This is a genomic window from Saccharothrix longispora (assembly GCF_030852425.1).
Taxonomy (GTDB): Bacteria; Actinomycetota; Actinomycetes; order Mycobacteriales; family Pseudonocardiaceae; genus Actinosynnema; species Actinosynnema longispora.
In genome coordinates this window covers 218895-231841 of the sequence record NZ_NSDM01000014.1, presented here as the reverse complement: position 1 = coordinate 231841, position 12947 = coordinate 218895, and the positions used below count along the sequence as shown (strand labels likewise).

General features: G+C 69.5%; 5 protein-coding genes and 1 pseudogene. 5 read left to right on the top strand and 1 reads right to left on the bottom strand.

The genetic code is table 11. The features are described 5' to 3' along the window. Positions 1-116, top strand: a pseudogene (locus tag CKY47_RS29710) (IS5/IS1182 family transposase); the annotation flags it as partial. Here the strand turns inward: CKY47_RS29710 and CKY47_RS37060 are convergent. Continuing rightward, entirely contained in the window at positions 81-461 is a 381-nt protein-coding gene (locus CKY47_RS37060) for a hypothetical protein (RefSeq protein WP_371320759.1), read from the bottom strand. The pseudogene CKY47_RS29710 and the gene CKY47_RS37060 sit on opposite strands and share 36 nt — an antisense overlap. Positions 462-1423: 962 nt before the next feature. Here CKY47_RS37060 and CKY47_RS29700 point away from each other — a divergent pair. The 4 genes from CKY47_RS29700 to CKY47_RS29685 all read left to right on the top strand — a co-directional run bounded on the left by CKY47_RS29700 (position 1424) and on the right by CKY47_RS29685 (position 12864). Beyond that, positions 1424-4699, top strand: a complete 3276-nt coding sequence (locus CKY47_RS29700) for a LamG-like jellyroll fold domain-containing protein (RefSeq protein WP_306749624.1) — start codon at positions 1424-1426, stop codon at positions 4697-4699. 98 nt (positions 4700-4797) lie between these two features. Next, the gene (locus tag CKY47_RS29695; RefSeq protein WP_306749623.1) at positions 4798-11562 is read left to right on the top strand and encodes an RHS repeat-associated core domain-containing protein; all 6765 of its coding nucleotides are present in this window, start codon (positions 4798-4800) and stop codon (positions 11560-11562) included. A 4-nt stretch (positions 11563-11566) separates the two neighbouring features. Continuing rightward, entirely contained in the window at positions 11567-12034 is a 468-nt protein-coding gene (locus CKY47_RS29690) for a hypothetical protein (protein WP_306749622.1), read from the top strand. A gap of 131 nt (positions 12035-12165) precedes the next feature. Further along, positions 12166-12864: a Hint domain-containing protein gene (locus CKY47_RS29685; RefSeq protein ID WP_306749621.1), complete on the top strand. Its 699-nt coding sequence runs from the start codon at positions 12166-12168 to the stop codon at positions 12862-12864. Positions 12865-12947: the final 83 nt, after the last annotated feature.

Here is a 12947-nt window from a genome sequence, read left to right as displayed (position 1 = left end):
TGCTCAAGGGATGGAAGATCCTGGTCAAGCTGCGCTGCTGCCCACGCCGAGCCACCGCGATCATCGCGGCCATCCTCGTCCTACACCATGTCGAAACCCGCCGTCGACCACGATGAAAAGGCTCCCTGAAGGAGGTCGAGGAGTCCTGACGTGGTGTGGCGCAGCCAGTAGTGCAGGTGGTGCCAGTTGCGGATGTCGCCCAGCTCCTCCGGGAGGGAGGTGGTCGCGGCGGCCATGATCGCGCCGGTGTCGTGGTGCACGAGGCCCTTGAGGGGCAGGGCGGAGCGCACGACGAGGTCCGGTTCGACGGCGGGCACCTTGAGCGTGGCCGGCCAGTCCGACCAGTACGAGCCCGCCTGGGCGCGGCGCTCGGCCTGGTGGCCGGGCTTGAGCAGTTCGCCCTGGATTCTGCGGTAGTCCCAGTTGACGTTCTCCTGGGCCATGCGCTCGATCGGCGCCACGACAGCATCGTCGACCGGCGGTCGCCCGGTCCGGTTCGGGTAGTCCACTTCTTCGCGACCAGGCGTCGGTGCCGGCGCGGGACGGTGCCCCTTGTCATCAATCGGTTCTCGCGCAGCAGTCGTGGCAGGCGCCGTGTCAACGTGGTGAGACTGTGCGATCGGACCACTCCAACCATGGCGGGGAGTGGTCCGGCGCAGCACGGTGAGCTCGTGTCGTAGCGCCGGCAGTTCGACGTCCTTGGCCGCGGAGGACCGGCTGAGGAGCACCAGCCAACCGTCGAGTTGAACGAAGATCAGGTAGAGCAGTCGCAAGGCTATACCTCATGATCATGCTCTGGAAGTCCAAGGGCAGGATCGCCGCAGCTCGGCGTCCGGTGCAGAGTTCTGGTACCTCGCAGGTCGATAGGTGAGGGGGTTGCCGCACCTTCTGTGCCCTCCGCCCGAGGACTGCCTGTCATTCGTCTGCACCGCGGGGCGGAAGATGCGTCCGGATCGACACCGGCACGCCAGTCCGCGACTACGAACGGCTCCGCCACCAGCACGAGGCCATGGCCCGTTGGTCCAGCGATCCGCATCACCAGCCGTCGACTCAACCAACCCAGGTAGCTCGGAGACAGCCACTTACCGCGGTGAGGCTGGTCACAACGTCATTCCACGTGGTTTGACCCGTTCGGACGCTGTGTCGAGGGTGGACGACCGGTCATGATTCCTCCTCAGGTTTGAGGGTTGGTACAACGCCGCGCGGTGGGCGCGGTACGGGGGGCTTGGAGTTCATGCGAGCGCGCGTTCACGCGCGGGGGTCGACCCTGCGCGCTTCCGTTCTGGGGCTTGTCGCCTCGCTGGTCGTCGGGGTGGTGGTGGTTCCGTCTCCGGTCCTGGCCCGGACCGCATCGCCGGTGGTGCCGGATTCGGCCCCGGACGAGGTGACTGCGGCTCGCTATGCGGCGCAGAGCGGTGAGTCGGTGGTGGTGGAGTCCGCGACCACGGAGACCGACGAGGTGCGGGCGAACCCTGATGGGTCGATGACGTTCACGCAGCACGTGCAGCCGGTGCGGGTGCGGCGCGGGGACGGGTGGGTGCCGGTCGACCTGTCGTTGGAGCGCAGGCCGGACGGCACGTTCGGACCGAAGGCCTCGACGGTGGAGGTGTCGTTCTCCGCAGGCGGAGCCGGTTCGGCGGACGAGCCGTTGGCGAAGGTCGTGCAGGGTGGTCACGAGGTGGGGCTCGGGTGGGGGAGCGATCTGCCCGAGCCGGTGGTGGACGGTGCGACGCTGACCTACGCCGAGGTGCTGCCGGGAGTGGATCTGCGGGTGCAGGCGCACCACGGCGGGTTCAGCGAGCTGCTGGTGGTGAAGACGCCGGTGGCGGCGGACAACCCGGCGCTGGAGCGGATCGCGTTCCGCACGCACGCCGAGAACGTGCAGTTGGACGACGGTCGTCGTCCGGACGGCGATCTGCTCGTCAGGAACGGCGCCGGTGAGCCGGTGTTCGTGGGCGACGCGTCCCGGATGTGGGATTCGTCCGGTGGCGCGACGGAGGAGCACGCGGCCGAGCCGGGTGACCGGCAGGCGAGCATGGGTGTCGAGATCACGCCGGAGGCGGTGGCGATCACACCGGATCGGGCGTTCCTCGACGACCCGGCGACGACCTACCCGGTGGTGCTGGACCCGGAGTACTACTGCACGAACTGCGGCAAGGTGCACCACGCCGTGGTGCAGGAGCCATGGCCCAACGCCAGGAACTTCGACGCCACCGGCGGTCAGCTGGGTGATCTGAAGGCCGGGTTCCTCAACGCCTCCTCACTGGGCGCCTCGTTCAACGGCGTTTCCCGCTCGTACCTGCAGATGAACACCGCTCCGATCGCCGGCAAGCACATCCACGGCGCCACCCTGCACACGAGAGTGGCCAGCACCTACTCGTGTTCTCCGTCGGCGACGCAGCTGTTGCTGGCCGGGTGGATCGACGCGAACACGACGTGGAACAACCAGCCTGCCTGGGGCGCGTACCAGTCGGAGAGCAACGTCCGCAACAACGCGGCGCACTGCCCCACCGACGGCGGCGCGGGGTTCGACGCCACCAACGCGGTCCAGTCCGCGGCGGCCGGCCACTGGGGGTGGACGACGTTCGTGCTCAAGGCCAAGCACGAGGACCAGCTCGACACCTCGTGGCGGCGGTTCGACCTCAACCCGTATCTGGAGGTCCGCTACAACAGCTACCCGAACCAGCCGTCCGACATGGGCGTCGAGGGCTGGGGACCCAACCCGACCAACGCCCTGCCGTGTCGCGCGGGTGCGGACCGCGCGGTGGTCGGCACGAGGACACCCCGGCTGCGCGCCAGGCTGTCCGATCCCGACGGCGGCCGGATGGACGCGGGTTTCCGTGTCATGGAAGGTCCCCAGGAGAACTACTGGTGGAACGGGCAGGACATCCACATCGGTGACGTCTGGTCCGGGAACTTCGCGGAGGTGCGGGTCCCCGACGGCTGGATCACCAGGGATGGCGTCTACACCTGGCACCTGTGGTCGGGCGACTACCAACTCAGCAGTTGGACGTCGAACTGCGAGTTCGAAGTGGACGGTACCGCGCCGAACACGCCCGCGGTGACCTCCGCCCAGTACCCGCCGACCGGAGTCAACGGCAGCGTCGGCCGCACCGGCCAGTTCACGTTCACGCCCAACGGCAACACCGGTCCCGCCGGCCGGATGGACGTCGTCGCCTACGGCTGGTCGCTCAACAACGACACGGCCGAGAAGCACCGGGTGCCGGTCACCTCCGCCGACGGAACGGTGGTCGTGCCGATCACACCGACCCAGACGGGCACCAACACCCTCTACGTAACCGCCTACGACCGGGCGGGCAACCGCGCCGGCACCAACGCGGTCTACACCTTCCGGGCGGCCGAGCCCGCCGGCCACAAGTCGGCGTGGGCCTTCGACGAGCCGTCCGGCACGGTGGCCGAGGACGCGGGCGACGGCAACCACGACCTCACCCTGTCCGGCGGCGCGTCGTTCGGCCCCGGCTACGACGGTCGGGCGCTCGTCCTCGACGGCACCGGTCACGCCGCGTCGACGTCGGCGGTGCTGAACACCTCACAGGCGTTCTCGGTGTCGGTGTGGGCGAAGATGGATCGCAAGGGCAGCCACCTGACCGTGGTCGGCCAGGACGGCAACCGGGCCAGCGCCTTCTACCTGCAGTACGCCGCCGACGTCGACCGCTGGGTCGTCGCCACGCCCGGGTCCGACGCCGACGCCCCCGCGTCCTACGCCCGCGTCGCCTCGGTCGACCCGGCCCTGGTGGGGGTGTGGACGCACCTCGCCACCACCTACGAGCCCAACACCGGCACGCTCGCGCTCTACGTCGACGGCAAGCCCCAAGGTTCCACGACCGCGCAGGTCGTGCCGTCCGCCGGTGGCCTCACGGTCGGCCGGGCCAAGTCGGCAGGGGCGCACTCCAACCACTTCCCGGGCTCGATCGACCTCCTCAGGGTGTGGGACCGCGCGCTGACCGCCGACGAAGCCGCGCAGCAGGCGAACACGGCCGTGATGCGCGCCCGGTTCGCGCTGGACGAGCAGACCGGGACCACGACCCTGGAGCAGGTGTCCGGGCAGCCTGCCGCGATCTCGGGCGGAGTGGCCTGGTCGGGCACACCGGCCGACCCCGACGACCCGAACCAGATCCTCGGCGGCGCCGACAAGTGGCTGAAGTTCGACTCCTCGTGGACCGGCCAGGTCGCCGCGCCCAGCCCGGCCAACCTGCGCACCGACCGGTCCTACACGGTGTCGGCGTGGGTGCGCCACGGCGGCCTCGACCCCGCGGCGCGCGCGGCGGTGGGCTTCGGGGACGCGACGCACTCGCCGTTCCTGCTGGGCTACCGCCCGGAGACCGGCAAGTGGGGCTTCTTGATGAGCAAGGGTCCCGCCGGCAACGGGTGGTACGCCCTGTCCGACCAGGGTGCGCGGCCCGACCAGTGGGTCCACCTGGTGGGTGTGTTCGACGCGCCGCAGGGGCGGATGAGCCTGTACGTCAACGGCGTGAAGCAGGGCTCCTTCATGGGCACGCCCGATGGCGCGGGTGTGCACGGCTGGCACGCCTCGGGCCCGCTGTGGGTCGGCCGCGGTATCTGGACGGGTCAACGGTCGGATGTGTGGAAGGGCGACATCGACGACGTCCGCGTCCACTCCGGCGTGCTGACTGAGAACGAGATCGAGCAGTTGCGCTTCTCCACCCAGCACCACTGACGACATCCGGCTGATCATCGTGGCCCGAGGGAGCTTTTGTGGGATCCGCTGCGCGGAGATGGGCACGTAGAGCAGTAGCGGTCGGCATCGTCGCGGTGTTGACGGCGTCGACAGGGCAGGCGTACGCCGCTTCACCCGACCAGACCGAGTGGAAGCTGCGGGAGTTGCAGCGGGAGCAGTCCGTGGCAACCGCTCCCGTGCCGATCGACAAGCCGCCCGGTGATCCGGCTCCCGCGGTGGTGGACGCGCCGCGGGAGCCGGCCCGCCCGGCGGCCGTGCGGAGCGAGGTCGACCTCGGGGGTACGGGCGGCACGGCGGCGCAGGCGGCGGCCCGCGCGGCCGGCACGCCGATCCGCGCTACCGGTACGCCGGTCGCGGTCGGCCGGGCCACCGTCGGCGGGACAACCGGCGACAAGGCGTCCGCGCGCCGGTCGGGTGCGGGCAAGGTCCGGGTGGAGGTGCACGACGAGAAGACCTCGCCCGGCGCGGTGGTGTTCAGCCTCGCCGACGCCGGTGGCGTCGACGGCGAACCGCTGGAGGTGACTTTCGACTACGGGGCGCTGGGTTCCTCAGGCGATTCCGGGTCGAGGCTGGTGCTGGTGTCGTTGCCCGCGTGCGCGGTGAGCACGCCGGAAAGGCCCGAGTGCCAGGTGACGACCCCGGTGCAGGACGCTCGGAACGACCCCGGAGCCGGGGTGTTGTCCGGCAGGACGACCGTGCGGTCGGCCGAGCCCGCGGTGTTCGCCGTCGCGGCCTCGACCGGCAGCGACCTGGGCTCGTACGCGGCGACGTCGCTCTCCCCGGCGGGGGCCTGGTCCGCCGGCGGGTCGTCGGGCGACTTCAGCTACGGCTACCCCATGCGGGTGCCGCCGGCGATCGGCGGCGCCGCTCCCGCGGTGACGCTCGGGTACTCGGCGCAGAGCCTGGACGGCCGCACGTCCGCGACGAACAACCAGGCGTCCTGGGCCGGTGACGGCTGGGACGTCTCACCGGGCGGGTTCATCGAGCGCCAGTACAAGCCGTGCGGCCTCGATCTGGGCGGGAACAACGGCCAGACCAAGACCGGTGATCAGTGCTGGGCCACCGACAACGCCACGATCAGCCTCGCCGGCGTCTCCGGGAAACTGGTCAACATCCCGGGCACCGACACCTACCGGGCGCAGAACGACGACGGCGCGCGGGTCGAGCGGCTCACCGGCGCGGTCAACGGCGACGACGACGGTGAGCACTGGAAGGTCACCACGACCGACGGCACCCAGTACTTCCTCGGCCTCAACCGCCTCCCCGGCTGGGCGACGGGCAAGCCGGAGACCCAGTCCGCGTGGACCGTCCCGGTCTTCGGCAACAACACCGGTGAACCGTGCAACGCCGCCACCTTCGACGCGTCGTGGTGCCGGCAGGCGTACCGGTGGATGCTGGACTACTCGGTGGACACGCGCGGCAACGTGATCACCTACTACTACAACCGCGAGTTCAACCGCTACGGCCGCAACGCCGACCCCGCCAAGGGCACCGACTACGTGCGCGGCGGCTGGCTGGACCGGGTCGAGTACGGCCTGCGGTCGGACGCGGTGTTCGCGCATCCCGGCGCGAAGGTCGTGTTCGAGACCGCCGAGAGGTGCGTGCCCGGTGGCGCGGTGACGTGCGACCCGTCGCAACTGAACGCGTCCACGGCGGGCTCCTGGCCGGACGTGCCGTTCGACCAGATCTGCGCCGCGGGCGAGCAGTGCACGCACCGGCTGACACCGTCGTACTTCACGCGCAAGAAGCTGACCAGGGTGACGACCCACGTCGCGAACGGCACGTCGTCGTTCCAGGCGGTCGACTCGTGGACACCCGCCTACGAATTCCTCTCCACCGGTGACGGCCTCGCGCCGTCGCTGAACCTCAGGTCCATCACCCACACCGGCCTCGTCGGCGGCTCGGTCTCGCTGCCCGCGACCACGTTCGACTACACGGCCAAGGCCAACCGGGTCGACACGAGCGTCAACTACCGGCCGCTGACCCGACACCGGCTGACGAAGATCACCAACGAGGCGGGCGGCCAGACCGGCATCTCCTACAGCGACGCCGACTGCCTCCCCGGCACCCGGATGCCGACGACCCCGGAGTCGAACACGCTGAGGTGCTTCCCGACCTGGTGGTCGCCGGAAGGCGCCCTGGAGCCCCGCTTCGAGTGGTTCCACAAGTACGTCGTGACGACGGTGGTCGACACCGACGTGACCGGCGCGTCCGCCCGCATCCCCACGACCTACGAGTACGTGGGCGACCCGGCGTGGCACTTCGACGAGGCCGACTTCGCCGATCCGGCCCGCCGGACCTGGTCGCAGTGGCGCGGTTACGGCACCGTGCGCGTGAAGAAGGGCGACGCGGAGGCCGGCCCCCAGTCCGTGACGGAGACCGTCCACGGGCGCGGCATGGACGGCGACAAGCTGCCGTCCGGCACCCGCGAGGCGTGGATCACCACCAGCGAGGGCGAACCCGTCCGGGACAGCGACCGGCTGCGCGGATACCTGCGCGAGACGCGGCAGTACGACAACGGCATCCTGGTGTCGGCGTCGGTCAACGACCCCTACCTGCCCGAGACGCCGACCGCGGTGGACTCCCTGGGCAACAAGGCGTTCGTCAACGCCGACGCCGCCGTGCGGGGCCGGACGCTGCTGCAGGACGGCACGTGGCGGCGCACCAAGGTCGAGAAGCAGTTCAACGCCGAGGGCGCCGTGACCCGCGTCGAGGACCACGGCGACCTGGCCGTGACCGGCGACGAGTCGTGCACCCGCACCACCTACGCGCGCAACGAGACCGCGTGGATCCTGAGCACGGCATCCCAGGTGGAGACCGTGGTCGGCACGTGCGCGGTCGAGGCGTCGGCCACGACGATCCAGTCCCTCGCGCGCTCGTACTACGACGGCCAGGCGCACGGCGCGGCCCCGACCCGGGGGTTGATCACCAAGGCCGAGGTGCTGGACGAGTGGAACGCGTCCGGCCAGAGCTGGGTGACCGCGTCCACCGCCGCGTACGACGCGTACGGCCGACCGCTGGAGGTCATCGACTCGCGCGGTGAGAAGACCACCACCGCCTACGCCCCGGCCACCGGTCCGCTCACCCGGATCACCAGCACCAACCCGCTCGGCCACGTGTCCACCGAGCACCTGAACCCCGCCTGGGGCACGTCCGTCGCGTCGGTCGACGCCAACAACAGGCGCGCCGACCTGTCCCACGACCCGCTGGGCCGCCTGGTCGCCGCCTGGCTCCCGGGCCACGACAGGGCCTCGACGCCGGCCGACGCGCTGTTCGAGTACCACTACAACGCCGACAAGGCCGTCGTGGTGGTGTCCAAGCAGCTTCAGGACAACGGTTCCTACCTGGCCGGGTACACCCTGTACGACGGGTTGTTCCGGCAGCGCCAGTCCCAGGTCCCCGCGCCGGGACCGGACGGGGGCCGGCAGATCTCGGACACCTTCTACGACTCGCGCGGCCTGCCGCACCTGGTCAACGGCACGTACTGGAACGACAGCGCCGCAGGCGGCGAACTGGCGGGCGCACAGGAGTGGACCGTGCCCGGCCAGACGGTCACCGAGTACGACGGGATGGGCCGCCCCAAGGCCACCATCTTCAAGAGCTTCGGTGTCGAGCAGTGGCGCACCACCACGTCCTACGGCGGCGACCGGGTGCACACCACCCCTCCACAGGGCGGCACGGCCACCACGGTCGTCAACGACGCCCAGGGCCGCACAGTGGAGAAGCGGCAGTACACCGACGGCCTGGGCAGCGCGTACGACAGCACGCGCTACGCCTACAACCACGCCGGTCTGCTGTCCACGGTCACCGACCCGGCCGGCAACCAGTGGCACTACACCTACGACCAGCGCGGTCGCGTGGTGGCCGTGGACGACCCGGACGCCGGGCACTCCACCACCACCTACGACGCGGCGGGCCAGGTCCTGACCACGACCGACGCCCGGGGACGCACCACCGCCAACTCCTACGACAAGCTCGGACGCCTGGTCGGCAGGTACCAGGACTCCCTGAGCGGTACCAAGCTCGCCGAGTGGGAGTACGACACCGTCGCCGGCGGGAACGGCCTCGGCATGCCCAGGGCGTCCCGGCGCTTCGACGGCGGCCACACCTACCTGCGCTACGTCACCGGCTACGACGCCGCGGGCAGGCCCACCGGCGAGAAGATCGTCATCCCGTCCGCCAAGGAGGGCGTGCTCGGCACGACCTACGAGCTCAAGCAGACCTACACCTACACCGGCAAGCCCGACGTCACCACGTACTCGACGGTCAACTCCGCCGGTCGGCCGATCGTCTCCGGCGAGTCGATCGGCACCAAGTACAACGCGTTCGGCCAGGCCGACAAGCTGATCGGCCAGGACGTCTACGTCGGCGCGACCGGCTACTCCAGCTTCGGCGAGGTCCTGCGGGTCCTCAACGGCAACGCCGACTCCGGCGCGGAGAAGAACGTCGCGGTCACCAACACCTACGAGATCGGCAGCCGGCGCCTCAGCAGCACCGTCGTCGAGCGCGAGACCACGACCGACGCCGAGCTGTCCGACCGCGCCTACAGCTACGACAAGGCCGGCAACATCCTTCAGGTCGCCGACACTCCGGAGAACCGGCCGGCGGACATCCGGTGCTTCGCCTACGACCACCTGCGCCGCATGACCGACGCCTGGACCCCGTCAACGGGCGACTGCGCCGCCACCAAGTCGACCACCACCCTCGGTGGACCGGCCCCGTACTGGCACTCGTGGACGTTCGACGAGACCGGCAACCGGCTGACCGAGACCCAGCACGCCACCGCCGGCGACACGGTCCGGACCACCGCGTACCCGGCCGCGGGTTCTCCGCAGCCGCACGCGGCGCAGTCGGTGACGACCACCGGGCCGAACGGGACCTCGCTGGACACGTTCGCCTACGACCCCACCGGCCGTACCACGACCCGGACGATCGGCGGTGACGAGCAGAAGCTCGAGTACGACGCCGAGGGACGGGTCTCCAAGATCACCAACCCCGGCGGCGAGGAGTCGCAGTACCTCTACGACGCCGACGGCAACCGGCTGATCAGCCGTGAGCCGTCCGCGACGACGCTGTACGCCTTCGGCCAGGAGATCCGGCTGGAGAACGGGACGAACACCCCGACGTGGACCCGGCACTACGCCCACGCCGGCCGGGTCGTCGCGGTGCGCAACAGCGTCACCGGCCTGAAGTGGCTGGCGGGCGACCATCAGAACACCGGCCAGCACGCCGTCACCAAGAACACGATGGAGGCCGTCGAACGGCGCCAGACGCCGTACGGCGCCGCGCGCGGCCCCGCACCCGGCTCCTGGCCGGACCGGCTCGGCTTCGTCGGCGGCCGCGATGACGAATCGGGCCTGACACAGGTCGGCGCCCGCCTGTACGACAACGCCTCGGGCCGGTTCCTGTCCGCCGACCCGATCATCGACAACAACGACCCGCAGCAGCTCAACGCCTACGCCTACGCCAACAACAGCCCCGTCACCTACAGCGACCCGACCGGCCTGATCCGCGACTGCGGCCCGGACGGCGTCCTGTGCGGGGGCTACCGGGAGGTCGTCCACGGCGACAAGGAGAGCTGGCAGCGCGAACACGACTACTACTCGCAGCGCGAGCAGGTCGTCCAGCAGCAGAACCGCGCCCAGAGCGCGGCGGTTACGCAGGCGATGGCCGAGCAGGGCATCAGCCAGGAGGACTACCAGCGGGCCCTGGCCGATGCGCACAAGACCAAGTGGGACGTGATCAAGGAAGTCGCCTGGGAGGTCATCAAGGACGTCTCCGGGTGGAACGACATCGTCGACTGCTTCACCAAGGGCGACATCTGGGGCTGCGCCGGCCTGGTCGCCGGCCTGGTGCCGTGGGGCAAGGTCGGCAAGATCATCGAGGCGGGCATCGGCGCGGTCAAGGCCGTCAACCGCCTGGCGGGCATCGTGGACAAGGCGAAGGGCGTGCTGCGCCGCGTCCAGGCGATCACCGAGGACGCCGGCCGGGCGGTCGTCGCCAAGTTCCAGAAGATCCTCTCCGGTGGTCCGGCGAGCTGCGTGAGGCACAGCTTCGTCGCCGGGACCCTGGTGCTGATGGCGGACGGGGCGACCACGCCGATCTCCGAGGTCGAGATCGGCGACAAGGTCAAAGCCACCGACCCCGCCACCGGTGAGACCACCGACCGCGAGGTCGTCGCCACCATCGTCCACGACGACGAAGACGACATGACCCGCCTGACGGTCGCCTCGGAGGACGGCTCGCAGGGCACGGTCGACGCCACCTCCTGGCACCCGGTATGGGTCGACGACGAAGGCCGCTTCGTCAACATCGGCGACCTCAAGCCCGGCCAGCGCCTCAAGTCGGCAGACGGCACGTCCGCAGTCGTTGCATCAGTCGAGCGTTACACCCACCTCGAACCGGTCTACGACCTGACCATCGACGGCGTCCACACGTACTACGTGGTGTCAGCCGGTGTGGCCTTCCTGGTTCACAACTGTGGTGACGGCAAGCTCAAGAAGGGCGAGCAGTACATCTACCGCGCGGTGAAGGAGCAGGAGCTCGGCCAGCTCCTCGATGCCCGGCGCTTCCAGAACGCGCCGGGCATCGAGTCGAAGTACTTTTCGGCCACCCCTGAGGGTGCTGCCCTCTACGCCCGGACCGCTCACGCGAACTTCCCCGAAGAAGGTCCCTACACCCTGGTGCGGGGTGTCATCAGGACGGAGCACATCCCCGCCGAGAGCAGGATCGACCACTTGGCCGACGGCGGTGGCGGGATCGACGCGTTCGCGCTCTGGGAAGACGCGATGAGTACGATCGGCCGAGTCAGGATCATGCCCTCCATGCCGGTTCCGAGGTGAGTCGATGAAGATTTGCGTGACCTCCTCCCGGCAGTCCACCCTGGACCTCTGGTCCAGGCTGCTCCCCGCCTCGACGGCGATCCGGTTCGTCAACGGGAGCAGCCGGTCGGTCCGGGCCGACGTGCTCGTGATGTCCGGTGTCTGGGCCTTCGACCGCTACGGCGGCCGCCCGGACAGGGAGGCGGCGCAAATCCTGCCGAACACGCGGGGCGACGGTTTGCCGGAGTGGATCGTCGTCCCGCCGTTCCGTCCGGTCGTCGAACGGGACGGGGAGTTCGTCACCAGGGAGGACTTCGCAGAGGTCAGTCCTGCCTACTACGCGGTCCTGCGGTCTCTTCAGGCGGTGGGGGAGGAGTTCGGGGATTCGGTCACCGTGGTGCTCGACCTGTCGTTGCTCGGGATGGACGAGCCGAACGACGAGTCGACCCCGGCCTCGGTGGCCCGGGCGATCGAGGAGTTCCTGGCAGGGTGAGCGCCGGGACCTCACCCCGGTGCCGCCCTGTGCGAGGTCCCGCATCATGCCGGAACGCATCGCGCCCACAACTCGGCCAACGTCCTCAGCAACCGCTCCCGAAACCCCGGGGCGTGCTGTGCCGCGTCCAGGTGATCACCGAGGACGCCGGCCGGGCGGTCGTCGCCAAGTTCCAGAAGATCCTCTCCGGTGGTCCGGCGAGCTGTGTGAGGCACAGCTTCGTCGCCGGGACCCTGGTGTTGATGGCGGACGGCTCCACCACACCGATCTCCGAGGTCGAGATTGGCGACGAGGTGAGAGCCACCGATCCCGCCACCGGTGAGACCACCGACCGCAAGGTCGTCGCCACCATCGTCCACGACGACGAAGGCGACATGACCAAGCTGACCGTCACCGGCGAGGACGGCACCACCGGCACGGTCGACGCCACCTCCTGGCACCCGGTATGGGTCGACGACGAAGACCGCTTCGTCAACATCGGCGACCTCAAGCCCGGCCAGCGCCTCAAGTCGGCAGACGGCACGTCCCCAGTCGTTTCATCAGTCGAGCGTTACACCCACCTCGAACCGGTCTACGACCTGACTATCGACGGTATTCACACCTACTACGTTGTGTCAGACGGTGTGGACTTCCTGGTTCACAACTGCGAAAAGTCTGTCTCGATCTATCGGACGCCGAAATCGAGCGACTTGAACCATGAGATCGCCAATGGTCCTAACCCGGCTTCGCATCAGGATGGTGACCAATCCGTTTACTTCGGGGAGTACGGCGTAGCTGCGGAGTATCAAGGAAGAGGGGGTATGCTGACGGGATGGTCAGGTACGACATGAATCCGGACTTCTTGACTGAGTTTGCAGACACTGTCCATCGGTATGACTGGCAAGGGCCTGGAGGCAGTGCGCGAATCGAGTTC